Genomic DNA, 21,362 nt, shown 5'->3' on the forward strand with positions numbered 1-21,362 from the left:
TTTTGCACTCTCTACTTTTCAGTTAATGAAAGGGATGTTTCTTTTATCTCTTCAAATTCATTTAATAGGTACTTAGCTATCTTTTCAACTGCGGGGAAGTCTACTATTTCCTCATGTGATCCAGGGACAGAATACTTATTTACTCTTCCTTTTAATAAAGGTCCCCAATCTGTAAACAACTCTTTTCCTTCCTCAGCACTAAAATAGAGAACTTCTCCAGAGTATGGTATTAAATCATGATCTGCCATTATGTTCAGGCATTTCCTATGAGCATTGATAACTTGCTTCAAATTCATAAGATCTGCATCAGGCGGGAGTACTCCTTCCATAAGTAATCGCTCTACAAGCATATCTTGTTTATGGATGAGGCCTTCCCCCCGCTCAGTAAAATCTCTAGAAATGAAATGCTCATATATATATGAGAGCATATCCTCCGTTGTTTTATAGTCCTGCTCTGAAGGTACTTTAGTATCCATTAGTATCAACAACTCAACTTCCTCACCTTGATTCTTTAGTACAGTTGCGATTTCATAAGCAATCGCACCGCCTAAAGACCATCCTCCAAGACGATATGGACCTTCTGGCTGAACACGTTTGATTTCTTCAATGTAAAGTTGAATTACTTCCGGCAAGGTCAATTCATCAATTTCTCCCTTTTCTATAAGAGGATTCTGTAAACCATAAAATGAACAATGGTTCTTAAGTAATCTTGCTAGTTGAATGTAACAGAATACATTCCCCATAAACGGATGAACACAGAAGAAAGGTCTTTTCTCTGATTCTTGTAGTGGAACTAGCGCTACTACTGATTTCGTCATATCATGCTTATCACGAATAAGGCATGCGATTCCTTCCACTGTTGGATTCTTAATCAATGTAGACACCTTAATCTCTTTTCCAAACTTCTCCTTAATTTTTGAAATCAATTTAATTACAAGGAGAGAATGTCCCCCTCTATTAAAGAAATCATCATTTACATAGACATCTTCTATCTGTAACACATCCTGCCAGATTTTAATCAACTGATATTCAATTTCATCCCTTGGAATGATTGGTGTAGACAAATTATTTTCTCTTTGAATTGTTAAACTGTTCAATGCCTTTCGATCAACTTTTCCATTCGGTGTAAGAGGAATCTTGTCTACCTTTATAAAGTGTGCGGGAACCATATAATTCGGTACTTGTGTCTTGAGATATTCACGCCAGTCATGCATACTTCCATCTCCAACTACATAAGCAACCAATCTCTGCTCTCCTAATTTATCCTCTGTTACCAAAACTACTGCTTCTTTTACCAATGGATGCCTCTCTATACTCGCTTCAATCTCTTCAAGTTCAATACGAAAGCCCCTAATTTTCACTTGATTATCAATTCTTCTCAAGTAATCTAAATTACCATCAGGTAAATAACGAACCAAATCTCCCGTACGATATAAACGCTCTTCTTCATTAAATGGATGACGGATGAATCGCTCTGTTGTTAATTCTGGACGATTCAAGTATCCTCGCGCTATACCTGCACCACCAATATATAGCTCACCTGTTAAACCAACTGGAACAGGTAACAAATTTTTATCTAATACATAAGTTTGAACGTTCGGCAACGGACGTCCAATTGTAACTCTCTTACTATCTGTTTCGATATGATAACAAGTTGCATCAACCGTACATTCTGTAGGACCGTATACGTTATAAAAATCAATTTTTTCAGTCTCTACTAGCTGTTTCCATAATGACGGCATGATTGCTTCACCACCGACTAATATCTTACTTGGTACATGAACATCAGCACTTGTTTCTAGTAATCCTCCATCTATAAGTAATTGAAGTAATGAAGGTGTCATATCAAACATTTCCAATTTATTCTCCCTAATATAAGACACAAATCGTTCCGGATTAGTGCGAACTTCACTTGGGATAATATATAAACTTGAACCATACAGCAGCATTTGTAATTGCTGAATAGATACATCAAAGGCAATTGACGCATTCAAACCGACGCGCATATTACTAGGTATCTCATGTGAGAAAACTTCTTTTTGTAAACCATAGGATAGGTTTATTACAGAATGGTGCTGTACTAAAGCCCCCTTTGGATTCCCTGTCGAACCAGAAGTATAGATAACATACGCTAAGTTTTCCCCTGTTACCTCACATATTGGTGAAAGTTTGCTTTCTTGAGAAAGCATTGCTTGGTCCCTATCTAGGCAAACTGTCTTGATGTCTTTAGGTATCCATCCTAGTAATACCTCATTTGTAACTAACACTCTAATTCCCGTGTCTTCTAAAATATATTGCAGGCGGCTTTCCGGATTCGATGGATCTAATGGAACATAGGCTGCTCCAGCCTTCCAAATTCCCATGAGACCAACAACCATCTCAACTGAACGCTCAAAGCAAAGGCCAACTAATGACTCTGTCCCAATTCCACATTTCTGTAAATGATGAGCTAATTGATTAGCTCTTTCATTCAGCTCTCGATATGTTAGTTGCTGTTTTTCATCTACCACTGCCAACGCGTCAGGCGTACGATGTACTTGCTCTTCGAATAGTTGATGGATTGCATTCTCACGTGGATAGGATATAGTATTATTATTCCATTCTTCCAATAGCTTTCTTTGTTCAGCTTCCGTAATATATACTAGCTCCGATAGATTTTGATCAATGTTTTTGAGCATTTGCATTAACACTTGGTGTAAATGACCCAGCATTCGTTCAATGGTTACTCTATTAAACTTACTACGGTCATACATTAACTTTAACGATAACTGGATTCCTGGAACTACAGCTAACCCTAATGGGTAGTGGGTTTGTTCTACCCCTTCCAATTCATCAATTTCCAGATTTTCTGAAGACTCCTCTTTCACTGGATAATTTTCAAACACATATAAACTATTGAACAGCGGTATTCCTCTAGGAACTTCACTCCACCCCTGAATCTCTGTCAAAGAAGCATACTCATATTGTCTTCTTTCTATCTCTTCCTCTTGTATCTTCTGCAACCAATCTATTAATTTTATATCATCCATCAATTGAATTCGCGTCGGTGACGTTGTAATGAAAGGACCTACGATGTTTTCAACATCAATAATCTCCGTAGAACGCCCTGAGCTTGTTACACCAAAAACAATGTCATTTTCTCCACTATATCGGCTCATGAGATATGCCCATGCACCTTGAATTACTGTACTCAAAGTAAGTTTATTGCGTTTCGCCCATCCTTGTAACGCTTGAGTCTGCTCTTCTGATAAATACGTAACCTTCTCTGTGTAACCTTTTTCTTCCTCTTTACTTTCTAAGTCCAGCAAAGTTGGCGCAGTAAAACCTTTTAGCTTCTCTCTCCAAAATTGTTCCGCCTGCTCCTTATCTTGCTCTCTTAGCCATTGGATATATTTCTTATATGGTGAGGACTTAGGTAATTTCACAGCTTCTCCATTCATTCTCTTCTGATAGACTGTAAGTAATTCATTAAATACTAATGGTAAACTCCATCCATCCAGTAAAATATGGTGATGGGTCCAAACAATCCGATATTCTTCCTCACCTTCTTGAATGACTGTTACCCGCATCAATGGTGCTTCATCAAATTGGAAGGCTTGTTTTCGATCTAATGCCAAAAAGACTTTTCTTTTTTCCTCTATCTCTTCACTTGTCATTGTACGCCAGTCTTCTTTGTTCACTTTAAATGGGATATTTTCATACACCACTTGTACAGGTTCTTCAATTTCGTCCCATACAAATGCTGTACGAAAAATTTCATGCCGCTGAATTACAGATTTCCACGCCTGCTCAAATGTAGAAATATTCATTTTTCCTCGAATCATAAAACTCAATTGCACTATATACGGTGCAACATGTTCATCCCCTTGGTCATGCAATGTGTGGAAAATCATACCTTCTTGCAAAGGTGATAGTGGATATAAATCAGTAATCTGATTGTTCTTTCCGCGATGCATTTTGTTTAGTACATTTGTCAAACCTTCTTGGCTAAGATTAGCCATTGCAAAATCCGAAATGGTCAGTGCAGATTCTCTATCTGAAAATTGAATCAATGTACTCAGTTGATATAGCATATTCTGTGCAATACTTTGAATCGTTGATTTGGCAAATTGTCCAACATTGTATACCCAAGTGAACTGAAGTTTTCCATCCGTTACAACCCCAATTACATCAATTACATGCGATCGCTTGGAACCGGCAGCATGATCTAAACGCTTAAATTCGTTCTCCGGAATAAACATTGCATCGCTAGAAAACATTTGGTCAAATTGTCCAAGATAGTTAAAACTAATAGACGGTGTATATTGGGAGCTTAATGGCTCACACATTGTTGTGTTCATGTAACGCAACACCCCATAATCAACACCCTTATTAGGAATTTTGCGAACTTGTTCTTTAACTGCTTTTAATGCTGCAATTGGGGTATTAGCACTAGTAATATTTAAATGAACTGGGTAAATACTTGTAAACCATCCCACAGTTCTCGATAAATCAACATCTTCAATAATCTCTTCTCGACCATGTCCCTCTAAATCTACGCTCAATATCGGCTGCCCCGTACATGCTGCCGTAGCTTGTACTAATGCTGCTAATAATACTTCATTGATTTGGACACGGTGAATGCTTAAAGTCTCTTGCAATAACATACGGGTCTCATTCTCATTTAACACCACAGTAATTTCCTCAGTTACTGCGCTTACTGGATTACTTATAGTACCATCTACCGGCAATTTAACTACGTCTTGTTCAGCCTGCTCCTCCCAGTAATGTAGCACTTCTTTTGATATTCCAGTTTGAGCGTAATGTTGTAATTTCTCCGACCATTCTTTAAAAGATGTACTCTTCATAGGTAATTGAATTTTTTGCCCTTGGACCGCTTGCGTATATGCTGTTTGCAAATCTTCCAATAAAATCCGCCAAGAAACACCATCCACGGCTAAGTGATGAATTGTCCAAAATAATCGACCATTCTCCTCACCTTCATCAAAATACACCATTCTCATTAAAGGACCATCATGTAAATTCAATCTTTCTTGTGCAACATTAATCTCTTTTTGAATAACTTCATGCCAATCCGCTTCCGGCACTTCGTCTAATGAAATGACAGTCAGCATCAATTGTTCTTCTATTCCTTCATTCCACTGTTTCCAAACTCCATTAGGTAAACGTTCATATCTTAAACGCAGAGCATCATGATGAAGTAGAAGGTTACCTGCCGCCTTTTCCAGTGATCCTATGTCCAATTTCTCTTTCGTTCTAAAGAACATGGATTGATTCCAATGATGTGGGTTAGGATGATTTTGTGCAAAAAACCTTTGCTGAATAGGTGTAAGTATCGTCTCTCCAGTTATAATTCCCTGTTCAGCTTGTACACCTTGTTCTTCTTTGACTACTTGCGCCAACTCAGCAATCGTTTGGTGTTCAAATATTTGTTTTGGTGTCAATTGTAAACCAACTTGCTTCGCGCGCGAGACAATCTGAATGCTAAGAATTGAATCTCCACCAATTTCAAAGAAGTTATCATTCATACCAATACGTTTTGAACCTAGCACACGTTCCCAAATGATAGAAAGCTTATGTTCACGTTCATTTCTTGGGGCCACGTATCCTTCTTTTGTTCCTTGATAATCTGGTATAGGTAACGATTTCCGATCAACCTTTCCATTTATGGTTAGCGGTAATTCTTTCATTTCGACAAAGTAGGAAGGTATCATATGGATTGGCAGTTTTGTTTTAAGATACTCTCGCCATTCTTCTAAACTGCCTTCGCCCACTACATAAGCTACCAGCCTCTTATCTCCCGACTGATTTTCCCTAACCATTACAACTGCCTCTTTTACCAAGTCATGCTCTTGTAAAGTCGACTCAATCTCTCCAAGTTCAATTCGAAATCCTCTAATCTTCACTTGATTATCCATTCTTCCTAAGTAGTCTATATTACCATCAGGAAGATATCTCACAAGATCACCTGTTCTATATAACCTCTCGCCTTCTTTGAATGGATGAGAAATAAATCGTTCGGATGTTAACTCTGGACGATTCAAGTACCCCCTTGCTAGACCTGCTCCTCCGATATAAAGTTCCCCCATCACACCAACTGGAACTGGCAACCTATTTCTATCTAATACAGAAGTTTGGATGTTAGGCAATGGACGCCCAATTGTTACTCTCCTACTATCTTTTTTGATATGATAGCATGTTGCATCAACCGTACATTCTGTAGGACCATATACATTATAAAACTGGATTTTATCAGTCTCTACTAGCTGTTCCCATAATGACGGCATAATTGCTTCACCACCAACCAGTACCTTACTTGGAACATGAACGCCATCGCACGTTTCTAACAATCCGACATCTATAAGTAATTGAAGCAATGAAGGTGTTATATCAAAGATTTCTAACTTGTTCTCCCTAATATAAGCTACAAACTGCTCCGGATCATTTCGTACTTCGCTTGGAATAATATACAAACTTGAACCATAAAGCAGCATTTGTAATTGCTGAATAGATGCATCAAAGGCAATTGACGCATTTAAACCGACATGCATGTTAGATGGTATCTCATGTTCGAAAACCTCTTTTTGTAAACCATACGACAAGTTTATTACAGAATGATGCTGTATCAAGACACCCTTTGGGTTCCCCGTCGATCCCGAAGTATAGATAACATACGCTAGGTTTTCTCCTGTTACTTCACATTTTGGTGAAAGAATGCTTTCTTTTGAAATCATTGCCTGATCCCTATCTAGACAAACTGCCTTGACTTCTTTGGGTATCCAACCTTCTAATGACTCATTCGTAACTAATACTTGAATTTCAGTGTCCTCCAAAATATATCGTATGCGACTTTCTGGATATGATGGGTCTAATGGAACATATGCTGCTCCAGCCTTCCAGATCCCCATAATACTAACAATCATCTCAACTGAACGCTCAAAGCAAATTCCAACTAATGATTCAGTCCCAATCCCACATTGCTGAAGATAGTGGGCCAATTGATTAGCTTTTTCATTAAGCTCTCGATATGTTAACTGCTGTTTTTCATCTACCACTGCTACCGCATCAGGTGTACGATTTACTTGCTCTTCAAACAGCTGATGAATCGTACTTTCCCGTAGATATGCTACAGCATTATTATTCCAATCTTTCAACTGTTTTTGCTGTAATCCTGATAATATAGGCAACTTAGCCAATGATTTATCAGGATTCTCCACGATTACATTCAACCAGTTTCCAAAATGTTCAGCCATGGATTCAATAGTTAAGCTGTCAAATAAATCAGTTCTATAAACAAAAGTAAGTAATAAACCCTCTTCCACTTCTGCAGCTGTTAAACTTAAATCAAACTTAGCGATTGGAGCATTACTTTCCATTACTTCTATATTTCTTCCATGTAGTTCTGGTAGCTTCTGTCCCGCATTTTGCAAAGTAAACATGGTTTGGAAAATCGGAGAATGGCTTGTATTTCGTTCAGGTTGGATAACCTCTACAATTTTCTCAAACGGAACATCTTGATACTCATACGCCTTCAATGCTTTTATCCTCACTTGAGACAACAACTCTTGAAATGCCGGTGCATTACTTAAATCAGCTCGATAAACCAATGTATTGACAAAGAAACCAATCAGCCCTTCAATTTCTCGATAATTTCGATTTGCAATTGGGCTGCCAACAATAATATCCATTTGTCCCGTATAACGAGCAAGGAAACTTTGATACGATGCCAATAAGGTCATGAAAAGCGTTGCCCCTTCTTGACGACTTAGTTCGTTTAATTTATCCAGTAATGAGCGTGACAACAGCACATTATGAGTTAATCCATGGTGGGTTTGCACTGGCGGACGCGGACGATCCATTGGCAACATTAAGACTGGTAACTCACCAGATAATTCTTCCTTCCAATATGCAAGCTGTTGATTTAGTACTTCATCTTTAAACCATTCTCTTTGCCACTGAGCAAAATCTGCATATTGAACTGGTAGTGGTTCCAGCTCTGCTTGTTTTTCACCAATCGCATTCTCATAAAATGCCATCCATTCTTGAAGTAAGATTTCCATCGACCATCCATCTGAGATAATATGATGCATATTACACAGAAGAACCCATTCTTCTTCTGAAATTCTTATGAGTTTCCCACGGAACAATGGCCCTTGTTCTAAATCAAATGGAGATTCGACTTCAGTTTGAATCCATTGCTCCAACTTTCTTTCTCTCTCCTCTAATGAAAGCTTAGTTAGGTCCATTTGCGGAAGAGGACGGAAAATATAAGGTTGAATCTGCTGCACAGGATGACCTTCTTCTTCATGAAATACCGTCCGCAAAGATTCATGACGCTCTATTAACTGATTCCATCCCAACTCCAATCCCTCAGGTAACCAATTCCCTGTAAGGCGGCATGCCATTGGCATATTATAAAGTGCACTATTAGGTGCAAATTGATCAATAAACCATAAGCGCTGTTGGGCATAAGATAGTGGAATATTATTTCCGCGTTCCATCGGCACCAATGGTGGAATTTCTCGTTTTTCGCTCCCCTTACGTAACTGATCTATTCGTTTTGATAATGCCTCGACCGTTGAATATTCGAACAGTTCACGTACTGGCAATTTGATTTGAAAGACTTCCTGTAAACGTGAGACCACTTGTGTAGCAAGTAGAGAGTGACCACCAAGCTCAAAGAAAGAATCCTGAACACCAATTTCTTTTATTCCTAGCACTTGCCTCCACACTGAAGCGATAAGTTCTTCCAGCGGAGTTCGTGGGTATACAGTATTTTCGGCGGATTGTTCACTAAGTATAGGCAATGCCTTCAAATCAAGTTTTCCATTCGGTGTAAGTGGTAAAACTTCCATCTCAATAAAGTTTGTTGGAACCATGTAATTTGGTAAATGTGTTTGTAGATGTTCTCGCCATTCATGTACACTTCCTTCACCAACTACATAAGCTACTAATCTCTTGTCACCTTGATTATCCTCTCGTACCAATACAACTGCTTCTTTCACAGAAGAATGTGCCTGCAAAACAGCTTCTATTTCTCCCAATTCAATCCGGAAACCACGAATTTTCACTTGGTCATCTATACGGCCATGGAACTGGAGATTACCATCAGAAAGATAACTTGCTTTGTCTCCTGTATAATAGAGACGTTCTCCTGACTTGAAAGGATGTGGAATAAATTTTTCCTTTGTAAGATCCGGACGATTAGCATATCCACGTGCAAGATTCTTCCCTCCAATATAGAGATCTCCAATTACACCAATTGGTACTAGCTGAAGATGAGAATCTAACACATAAACTTCTGTATTCGCAATCGGTCGACCAATCGATGGCGTACCTGTTGTCACTCCTACAGGTACATAACAATCTGTGGTAACAACGGTATTTTCCGATGGCCCATACTGATTAATTACCGCAAAAGGAATATCGTTAGATGGATACTGCGTTAATTGATCCCCACCAGTAATGATAAAACGAAGATCCGTTTTATCTGGCCAAGATAATTTCAAGAGCCTTTCCAGAATAGGCGTAGGTGCAAAGCTAGCTGTTATTCGTGAATCAATGAGCCAGTCCCTTAGTGCTTCTGGATTAATTCTCAGTTCCTCTGTTGACAAGTAGAGTGCTGCGCCAGCAGTTAGATACGGCCAAATCTCCTGGACAGCCGAATCAAAAGCAACCCCTGCAATCTGAGTCGCACGATCCTCTGCTGAAATATGATAAACTTCCTGATGCCAAGAAACCATATTCATTAATGAGCGATATTCAACCATGACACCCTTCGGTTTTCCTGTAGAACCAGAGGTATAGACAATATAGGCTAAGTTCTCTGGATTTATTTGACGTGTAGGTGCGATTACGCTTTCCACCGTTAATTCTTCTAACCTCACCATTTCGACGTGTGCGAAATGTCCTTCTTGTCCTTCCGCCGTCACTACAAATTGAATTCCTGCATCTTCAATCATGTATTCTAACCTTGATTTTGGATACAACGGATCTAAAACGACATAAGCTCCACCAGCTTTTAAAATGCCCAGTAAACTTGCCATCAGCTCAGCTGACCTCGGAAGATAAACTCCTACCACTGACTCTGGGGCTACTCCCTTTCGTTGTAAAACATTTGCCAACTGATTTGCTTGTGTATCCAGTTCACCATAAGTCCACTGTTTTGTTTGGTCAACTACCGCAATCGCATCAGGACGCCTTGCTACTTGCTCCTCAAATCTGTCGCAAACAAGACCCTGATGAGACATTTCCATTACAGTGTCATTCCATGTTTCTAATAACAAAGTACGCTCCGGTTCTGATAGCATACTCAGGTCATGCAACGGATTTTGTGGACGATGAGAAACTTCATGTAGCCATTTCTCAAAGTGTCCTGCCATCCGTTCAATAGTAGTAGCATTGAATAAATCCTTATTATACTCAAAAGTAAAAAGTAACCCCTCTTCCGTCTCAGCTGCCATTACACTTAAATCAAACTTTGCAATTGGACTATGGCTTTCTATCATTTCAATACTTCTACTAGATAACACCGGAAACTCTTGTTTCATATTTTGCAAAATGAACATAGTCTGGAAGATTGGCGAATGACTTGTACTTCGCTCCGGTTGCACAACTTCTACAATTTTTTCAAATGGAATATCTTGATATTCATACGCCTTCAATGCCTTTTGACGAACCTGATACAGTACATCTTGAAATGTCGGTCTACCACTCAAATTAGCTCGATAAACCAGCGTGTTAACGAAGAAACCAATTAGTCCTTCAATTTCTCTATAATTCCGATTCGCAATTGGGCTTCCGACCAGAATATCTTCTTGTCCCGTATAACGAGATAGAAAACTTTGATATGCAGCTAAAAGCGTCATGAAGAGTGTAGCCCCTTCTTTTCGACTAAGTTCATTCAATTTATCATGTAGCGTGCTTGGCAGAACCAGAGTGTATATCGACCCGTGATGAGTTTGTATCGCGGGACGCGGGCGATCCATAGGAAGTTGGAGTACAGGAAGCTCCCCAGACAATTCTTCCCTCCAATATTGGAGTTGTTGATCAAGCACATCCTCCTTTAGCCATCCTTTTTGCCACTGAGCAAAGTCGGCATATTGAACCGGCAATGGTTCAAGTTCCGCTACCTTTCCATCCGTTGCTTTCTCATAAAATGCCATCCATTCTTCAAGTAGGATTCCCATTGACCATCCATCTGAAATGATATGATGTAGAGTACAAAGGAGTATCCATTCTTCCTCTCCCACGTGCAAAATACTTGCCCTGATTAATGGACCCTCTGTTAAATCAAATGGCACTTCTGTTTCTTGTTGAATTAAACGTTTAACTTCTTCTTCTTGATCTTCAGAAGAAAGCATAGTTAAATCCGTTTTCGGAATTGATTGAAAAGCATACGGTTCAATTTGCTGTACGGGTTGACCGTTCACTTCATGAAAGACCGTCCGCAGTGATTCATGACGTTCTATTAGTTGATTCCATCCCGTTTCCAATGCTTCAAGTAGCCAATTCCCTGTAAGGCGGCATACCATTGGTATATTGTAAAGGGCACTATTAGGTGTAAATTGATCAATGAACCATAAGCGTTGTTGGGCATAAGATAGTGGGATAGCTTCTCCTCGTTTCATTGGTATCAGCGGCGGAATCTCTCGTTTTTTATCTCCTTTACGTAACTGATCTAATCGCTTTGCCAGTGACTCCACCGTTGTATATTCAAATAGTTCACGTACTGGTAATTCAATTTGAAAAATTCCCTGTAAACGTGAAACTACTTGAGTAGCTAGTAGTGAATGACCACCGATTTCAAAAAAGGAATCCTGAACATTAATATTTTTTATTCCTAACACTTGGCTCCAAACGGAAACGATAAGCTCCTCCACTGGTGTTCGTGATGAAGTAATATCTTCACTTATGAACTGTTCTTCTAATTCCAGTAAGGCTTTCCGATTCACCTTACCATTTGGAGTGAGTGGCATACCTTCAATTTTGAAAAAGTATGCCGGAACCATATAATGTGGCAGTTGCTTCTTGAGATATTCACGCCACTCCCCAGTATCGCCTTCACCCACTACATAAGCTATTAACTGCTTATCTCCTGGTCGATCTTCCTTCACCAACACGACTGCCTCTTTTACAGATGAATGATCATGTAAAGCTGCTTCAATTTCTCCCAATTCAATTCGGAATCCTCTAATTTTAACTTGGTTATCTATTCTTCCAATATATTCTAAGTTACGATCATTCATATATCTCACCAAGTCACCCGTTCGATATAATCGTTCCCCATCCTTAAAGGGATGCGGAATAAAACGTTCAGTAGTTAAATCCGGTCGATTGAAGTAGCCACGTGCTAATCCTACTCCTCCAAGGTAAAGTTCCCCTGCCACACCAATCGGGACGACTTGTTGATATTGATCTAACACATACAACTCTGTATTATCAATCGGACGACCAATCGGAATAAGCATTGGTTCTTTTTCTAAATCACAATCGTAATAAGTCACATCCACAGTTGCTTCAGTAGGACCATACAAGTTAATTAACTTTGTTTGCTGAACATTGTAAAAGATCCCCTTAAACCGGCGAACCTGCTCAGTGTTTAACGCTTCTCCACTAGTAAAAACTTGAATTAAAGACGATACATCCCTTTTCGAATTATATAGTTCCATATAATCTAAGAAAGTAGATAACATCGACGGAACAAAGTGCATGGTGGACACGCGATATCGTTCAATATACTCTTCAATCACCGCAGGATCTTTCTCTCCTCCTGGTGGAAGTAAACAAACACGTGCTCCTACAAATGACCACCAAAATAATTCCCATACAGAAACATCAAATGAAAACGGTGTCTTTTGTAGGATTGTATCCTCCCCGGACAATGGGTATTTTTTCTGCATCCACTGTAGGCGGTTGATAACGGAATGATGTTCAATCATTACCCCCTTTGGATTTCCCGTCGAACCCGAAGTGTATATAATATAGGCTAAGTTATTTGCTGTTACTCCACTTACCGGAGCTAAATTACTCTCTTTAGAAATCATCACTTGATCCCGATCTAAACAAATTGCTTGAATATCTTTAGGTAACCAGTCCTGTAGTGCCTCTTTTGTTAACAGCACTTGAATTTGTGAATTCTCCAAAATATATCTCAGGCGGTTTTCAGGATAACTTGGGTCCAGTGGGACATAAGCCCCACCTGCCTTCAAAATCCCAAAGAGACCGATAATCATATCAGGAGAACGTTCAATACATATACCAACCAATGATTCAGGTCCGATACCTCGTTTTTGTAGAAAATGTGCCAATTGATTCGATTTTTCATTTAGTTCTTGATACGTTAGCTTTCCACCCTCATAAACTACCGCCACTGCATCAGGTGTCCGTGCAACTTGTTGCTCAAATAGCTCATGAATCATACAATCATGACCATAAACTACGTCCGTATCATTCCATTCTTCTAAGAGTTGTTTTTGCTCAGTATCCGATAACATTGACAGCTTTGTATATGATTCATCTGGATGATACGTGATTTCATTTAGCCAGTTCTCAAAATGTCCTGCCATACGTGCAATGGTACTACTATCAAATAAATCCGTGTTGTATTCAAATGAGACGAATAGACCTTCTTCCACTTCATAGGCAGTTAAGCTCAAATCAAATTTAGCAATAGACATATTACTTTCTACCATTTCAATACTTCTATCAGGCAAATCTAGTCGTTCTTGTTTTATATTCTGTAGCGTAAACATGGTCTGAAATATAGGGGAATGACTCATGCTTCGTTCAGGTTGCACAGCTTCTACCATTTTTTCAAATGGTATATCTTGATATTCGTAAGCTTTTAACGCCTTTTTCTTTGTTTGGTTCAAAATCTCCCGAAAAGTAGGGGTGCCACTCAAATCTGATCGATAAACCAATGTATTAACAAAGAAACCAATTAATCCTTCTACTCCCTTATGGTTCCGATTTGCAATCGGGCTACCAACTAGAATATCTTTTTGTCCCGTATAACGAGCGAGAAAGCTCTGGTATGCGGCCATTAAAGTCATAAATAAAGTGGATCCTTCTTGTCGACTTATATCCTTCAATTGACTGAGCAATTTATAAGGAAAAATCACGTGATGCGCAGCCCCAGAGTAAGTCTGCTTAACCGGTCGAGGTCGATCCACTGGCAGTTGTAAGATAGGAAGCTCACCAGACAATTCTTCCTGCCAATACGTAAGCTGACGATTTAGCACATCACCTTGCAACCACTCCTTTTGCCACTTCGCAAAGTCTGCATATTGAATAGATAATGAACTTAATTTAGCAGGATTTCCGCCTGTTTCTTCTTCATAGAAAGCAAGGCATTCATTCATGAATATACCAATGGACCAAGCATCAGAAATAATATGATGCATCGTACACAGTAATAACCATTCATCCTTCTCTAATTGAACAAGCTGATTACGAATTAAAGGACCATTCATTAAATCAAATGGTTCTTGCGCTTCTCTCGCAATTAAACTATCTACCTCTTTTTCTTTTACTTCTAGAGGAAGTTGAGAGTAATCCCTTACAGGTAATGCGCTAGGAAGGAATTCGACAATTTGTTGCACAGGCTGTTCTCCTATTTCTTTAAAAACAGTTCGTAATGATTCATGACGTTCAATGAGTCGATTGAATCCCTTCTCTAATGCTTCAGGTATCCAATTTCCTTTTAGATGCCATACTGTTGGAATATTATATAAAGAACTGTTTGGGTTAAATCTGTCCATAAACCACAAACGTTGTTGTGCATAAGACAACGGGAGTGCTTCTTTATTCTCCTTTTTTTGCATTTGCTTCTGAAGCCATGCTCTCTTCTCAGGAGAAAGTGAACTCAGCTTTGCAAGTAAATCACTTCTCATTTTTTTACCCCTTCCTCAATCAAATTACTCTCGAATATCCCTTGTGCTTCTTCCTCTGATAGCTCCTCTAATTGCTTAAGTAGTTCCAATAATTCTTCATCATTACTCACTTCTGCTTCTTTTTGAACATAGTCTTGAAGACTTACATTCTCCTTACTATCATTCTGCATTTCTTGATTTTTGTTATCGAGCAATTGATCAATCTGTTCTGCCAATTGCTGCACCGTATGAAACATAAATAAATCATGCAATGGTATCTCGATTCCAAAAGCCTCTTTAAGATTGGAAACAGCTTGCGTAGCAAGTAATGAATGTCCACCAATTTCAAAAAACGAATCCTGAATTCCGATGTTTTCCATACCTAAAACTTCATGCCATATCGAAACAATTGTTTTTTCCGTAGACGTACGAGGAGCAATATAACAACTCGCTATCTCCTGCTTCTCTGGTGCTGGTAAAGCCTTCCTATCAATTTTCCCATTAGGAGTGAGTGGAAATGCATTTAATCCAACAAAATAGGATGGAATCATATAATTTGGTAGTTGATCCTTGAGATAATCACGCCACTTTTGAGCATCCCCGTCTCCTACAACATAGGCGATCAAACGTGGATCGCCAGGATAATCTTCCCGCACCATTACAATAGCTTCGTTAACTAATATATGCCTTTGTAATGCCGCTTCAATTTCTCCTAGTTCAATCCGGAACCCACGAATTTTTACTTGATGATCAATTCGTCCAACATACTCCAAATTTCCATCTGGTAAATACCTTACTAGATCTCCAGTCCGGTATACTCGCTCTCCTTCTTTAAACGGATGCGATATAAAAAGATTTTGCGTTAAGTCAGGGCGGTTTAAATATCCACGTGCTAACCCTGATCCACCAATGTATAGCTCACCAACTACACCAATTGGAACCATTTTTTGTTCGGCACTTAGTACATATACTTCTGTATTGAATATTGGTTTACCAATTGGTGGTACCCTATACATGACACCCTTTTCTAATTCCATATACGTGGAATACGTAGTATCTTCGGACGGTCCATATAGGTTGTACACCTTTTCGATTGTACTTCTCTCGTATAAATCTTGAACAAGCGAATATGGCAATGGTTCTCCAGCCAAATTCATCACCTTTACCGAAGAAGGGATTGTTTTTACTCGAACCAGTTCCTTCGCTACCGATGGCACAGTATTAACCAAAGTTACACCTTTGGTAGACAACTTCTCTAGATGTAGAGCATTTTCAGTGACAATCACCTTACCACCCATCGTTAAGGGAACAAATAATTCAAAAACGGATAAATCAAAAGATAGCGAAGTTGAAGCTAACACTCCCGCTAATTCCTTTCGGGAATACGTACGATGCGCCCAATGAATCATTGTTACTGTATTCCTGTGCTCAATCATTACTCCCTTTGGATTTCCAGTGGAACCTGAAGTATAGATAATATAGGCTAAGTTATCGCCCGTCACTTCACTCATACATACCGTAGTTACTTCTTGTTCTATTTCCGCTCGATTACGATCAATACAAATCACGTCAACGAATTTAGGTATAACCATTTTTTGTTGTAACTTTTCCTGTGTCACCAGTACCTTTATTTGAGTATCCTCTAAAATGTATTGCAGTCGACTTTCCGGATACGCTGGATCAATTGGGACATATGCTCCTCCTGCCTTCATAATTCCTAAGAGGCCTACAATCATCTCAGATGAACGTGTAACACAAATCCCAACCAATGATTCGCAACCTACACCATTTTTCTGTAAATAATGTGCCAACTGATTCGAGCGTTCGTCCAACTCTCGATATGTTAGTTCTTCATCTTCGCACACTACTGCAATTGCTTCTGGTGTTTTTTTCACCTGTTCTTCAAACATTGTATGAATCGTACTTTCTTCCATATCTATAACACGCGATTTATTCCATTCCTCTAGTAGTTGCTTATATTCTACTTTCGATAACATATTCAGTTCTGATAGTACACATTTTGGATGAGAGACAATTTGATTTAACCAATGTTTAAAATGACTTGCCATACGCTCAATGGTTGTATCATTAAACAAATCAGTATTATATTCAAAGGTTAGTGATAATCCTTCTTCCGTCTCAGAAGCAAATAAACTCAAATCAAATTTGGCAACAGAAGCATGGCTTTCCATGAGTTCCATTTGTCTTTCAGATAGCTGAAGAAACTCTTGTTTCGTATTCTGTAAAGTAAACATAGTTTGGAATATTGGTGAATGACTTGTATTCCGTTCAGGTTTTACGGATTCTACCACTTTCTCAAATGGGATGTCCTGATACTCGTATGCTTTTAGCGCTTTTTTTCTTACCTGCGACAAAAGTTCTTGGAACGTCGGATTTTCACTGAAATCAGCTCGATAAACCAACGTATTTGCAAAGAATCCAATTAATCCCTCAATCTCTTTCACATTTCGATTAGCGATTGGGCTTCCAACTATAATGTCGTCCTGTCCTGTATAACGAGAAAGGAAGCTTTGATACGCTGCCATCAATGTCATAAATAAAGTGCATCCTTCTTGCAGACTTAAATCTTTGAGCTTTTCCTGTAGGGAATTCGCCACTATTAAGGACTGACTTGCACCACGATGGGTTTGAACTGCAGGTCGAGGACGATCCATCGGTAATTGTAAAACCGGTAGTTCCCCAGATAATTCTTCCTTCCAATATTGAAGATGCTGATTCAAATTCTCCTCTTTTTGCCATTCCTTCTGCCACATGACAAAATCTGCATATTGAATAGATAACTCCTTCAATTCCACTGGTTTTCCGGTTAGTGCTCCTTCATAAAAAGCCATCCATTCTTCAAGTAAGATTCCCATTGACCATCCATCTGAAATAATATGATGCATCGTACAAATGAGAACCCATTCTTCCCTGTCCACTTTCAATATTCGTGTTCGAATCAGAGGATCTTGTCCAAAATGAAATGGTTCCTCCGCCTCGTTTTGAATAAGGCGTTGCATTTCTTTTTCCCTATCTTCCAAAGAAAGATCTGTTAGATTCGTTTGAGGAATATGTCTGAACACATGAGATTGAACCTGTTGAAAAGGTTCACCCTCTTGTTCTAGAATTGTCGTCCTTAATGATTCATGACGCTCCAACAATTGATTCCATCCGACCTCCAATGCTTCAATTGACCATTTACCTGTTAAGCGACACGCTGCATGAATATTGTACATAGCACTATTTGGCATTAATTGATCAATAAACCATAGACGTTTCTGCGCATAGGAAAGTGGGATAATTTCTTCTCGTTTCATAGGTACAAGAGGAGCAACCTCTCGTTTTTTATCTTCTTTTCGTAACTGATCCACTCGTTTCGCCAATGCTTCCACTGTATCGTGCTTGAAAAGTTCACGTAATGGAATTTTAATTTGGAACAGTTCTTGCAATCTAGAGACGATTTGAGTAGCAAGTAGTGAGTGCCCACCACGTTCAAAGAAGGAATCCTGAATACTAATATTTTCTATCCCTAACACTTGACCCCAAACCGAGGCAATAAGCTCTTCCGATGGCGTCCGGGGTAGCACATTTAAATCTTCAATAACTTGCTCATCAGGTGCTGGCAAGGCCTTTCGGTCAATTTTCCCATTTGGAGTAAGCGGGAAGTGTTCTAACTCTATAAAGTGCGCTGGAATCATATGAGTCGGTAATTGTTTTTGTAAATACTCTCTCCACTCTTGGGTATTTCCATCGCTTATTACATATGCAACCAATCGTTGATCACCTGGACGATCTTCTCTAACTAATACGACAGCCTCTTTAATAAACGAACATTTTTCTAAAGTCGCTTCAATTTCTCCTAATTCAATCCTAAAACCACGCATTTTGACTTGGTGGTCCATTCTACCTATAAATTCTAAATTTCCATCAGTTAGATATCTTACTGAATCTCCTGTTCGATATAGTCGTTCCCCAAATCGATATGGATGCGAAACGAATTTTTCAGCAGTAAGATTCGGACGATTTAAGTATCCACGTGCCAAACCAGCACCACCAATATATAACTCACCCTCAATTCCTATTGATTGCAAGCGTTGATTTTGGTCTAATACATATAATTGCGTGTTCTGTATTGGTTGCCCAATAGAAACAAATTCTTGATTAGGCTGAATATCAAATGCATTCACATAAATAGTGGCTTCAGTTGGCCCATAAAAGTTGGTTAATTTCACTTGTCCACTATAATCCCATTTCTGTTGAAAACGTCTAACTAACCCTGAACTTAGTTCTTCTCCACCAGAAAATACATGGCGTACGGACGAACAATTCATGTTCAATTCAATATGATTGAAGTAATCTAAGAAAACAGATAACATCGAAGGTACAAATTGAACTATAGTAACCTGATGTTGTTTAATCACTTCAGCTATAATAGAAGGATCTTTTTCTCCACCTGAAGGTAGGAAAGATACACTTGCACCAACGTGAATGCCCCAAAACAATTCCCAAACAGAGACATCAAATGAGAATGGCGTTTTCTGCAAGACCACATCCTTTTCAGAAAGCGGATATTTATGTTGCATCCATTCTAGATAATTAATTACTGAATGATGCTCAATCATTACTCCCTTTGGATTCCCTGTAGATCCTGAAGTATACATAACATACGCTAAATTTTCTCCTGTTACACCACTTATACATGGGGTTGTTTCTTCTTTTTCAATTGCAGTGTAATCTTTATTCATACAAATCGTTTCTATATTTTCAGATACAAACAAATTTTTAGAATTCTCTTCCGTCACTAGTACTTCGATTCCAGCATCCTCTAATATATATCGAAGTCGACTCTCTGGATAAGTAGGGTCAAGTGGAACATACGCTGCTCCTGATTTTAGAATACCTAATAACGCTATCATCATTTGTAATGAACGTTCCATATATACCCCAACTAGAGACTCTGGGCCTACACCATGCTTTTGTAAATAATGAGCTAGCTGATTTGCACGCTTCTCCAACCCTTTATAGGTAATTTGTTCATTTTCGTAACTAGCCGCGATTGCTTCCGGTGTTTTTTTAACTTGCTCCTCAAACATCGTATGAATCATGCCTTCAGCCGAATAATTAACTTGAGTATGATTCCATTCCTCTAGTAACTGTATCTGTTCTTCTTCTGTTAAATGGGTAATTTCAAATAGTTTTGAGTCTAGGCTCTTCGTCATCTGAATTAATATTTGCAATAAGTGATTCTGAATCAGATTTATTGTTTCTTCATTAAAATAGCTTCGATCATACATCAACTTTAAAGTAATTTTCTTACCGGGCATTACAATGAGTGTTAAAGGATAATTTGTTTGTTCCGTGCTTTTAACATCTAGTAATCTTAAATCATCATTTCTCTCACCTTGAATTGGATAATTTTCAAACACATACAAGGTATGAAATAAGGAGCAATTTCGCGGAACCTCACTCCAGCCTTGAATATCTATCAACGAATTATACTCATACTGTCTTCGTTCCATTTCTTTCATTTGTATTTTACGAAGCCAATCTACTACTGATGCATTATCCGTTAATCGAATTCTGGTAGGTAATGTGTTAATAAATAGCCCCACCATATTCTCTGCTCCTATTAAATCAGTAGGACGTCCAGCACTAGTTACGCCAAATACGACGTCACTGTCACCGCTATACCTACTCAGCAAATAAGCCCATGCACCTTGTACTAACGTATTCAACGTTAATCGACTATTTCGTACCCACTTTTGTAAACTCTCAGTAAGTTCCTCAGATACTTGATAAGCAAACTCTCCATAACCCTTCTCTTGTCCTTGATCCTTTCTTTCCATTGCTAATGGAGTAGGTGCATAGAACCCTTTTAATTCTTCTTTCCAAAATTCCTCTGCTTGACTTTGATCTTGTTTATTTATCCATTGAATATATTTTTTATAAGGAAGAGATTTAGGAAGATTCAACAATTCTCCCTTTATCATCTTGAGATAAACTTCCATCACTTCACTAAAGACCAATGACACACTCCATCCATCTAGCAAAATATGATGATGTGTCCAGATAATTCTCGTTTCCTCTTTTGCTTCTTTAATCGCAGTGACTCTCATCAATGGTGCTTCATCCAATAAAAATCCTTTCCTACGATCTGCAGTCAAAAACTGTTGTAATTTCTTCTCCTTCTCCTCATGCGAATAGGTACTCCAATCCTCTTGATGAATAGTAAAAGGAAGACGTTCGTAAACTGCTTGTAGAGGTTTTTCTACTTCTTCCCAAACAAATACTGAGCGCAGAACCTCATGTCGTTGAATAACATATTCCCAAGCTTTTTCAAAAGTGGCAACATCCAATTGCCCCCCGAGCAAGAAACCTACTTGTACAATATAGGAAAAAGAATGTTCATCATCTTGATCGTATAAAGTATGAAACAGTATTCCTTTTTGCAAAGGTGATAAACCATATATGTCAATAACGTCTCCCATT

Annotated in this window: 2 protein-coding genes; both read right to left on the bottom strand. The window is 38.7% G+C overall.

The window, feature by feature from the left end; translation table 11 throughout:
- Positions 1 to 11 precede the first annotated feature (11 nt).
- Positions 12 to 14,894, bottom strand: coding sequence for a non-ribosomal peptide synthetase (locus DN401_RS27705; protein ID WP_149288069.1), 14,883 nt, complete (start codon positions 14,892 to 14,894; stop codon positions 12 to 14).
- Positions 14,891 to 21,361 carry a non-ribosomal peptide synthetase gene (locus DN401_RS27710; protein WP_000503028.1) on the bottom strand — a complete coding sequence of 2,157 codons (6,471 nt, stop codon included), beginning with the start codon at positions 21,359 to 21,361 and terminating at the stop codon, positions 14,891 to 14,893. Before DN401_RS27710 ends, DN401_RS27705 begins: the two co-directional genes overlap by 4 nt.
- Between the last annotated feature and the right edge of the window lies 1 nt (position 21,362).

The sequence above is a fragment of the Bacillus sp. BF2-3 genome, from assembly GCF_008368795.1.
Taxonomy (GTDB): Bacteria; Bacillota; Bacilli; order Bacillales; family Bacillaceae_G; genus Bacillus_A; species Bacillus_A cereus.

Excerpts from the sequence above, each read along its gene's own strand:
- DN401_RS27705 (WP_149288069.1), bottom strand. The coding sequence starts at position 14,894 with ATGAGAAGTGATTTACTTGCAAAGCTGAGTTCACTTTCTCCTGAGAAG.
- DN401_RS27710 (WP_000503028.1), bottom strand. The coding sequence starts at position 21,361 with ATGGGAGACGTTATTGACATATATGGTTTATCACCTTTGCAAAAAGGA.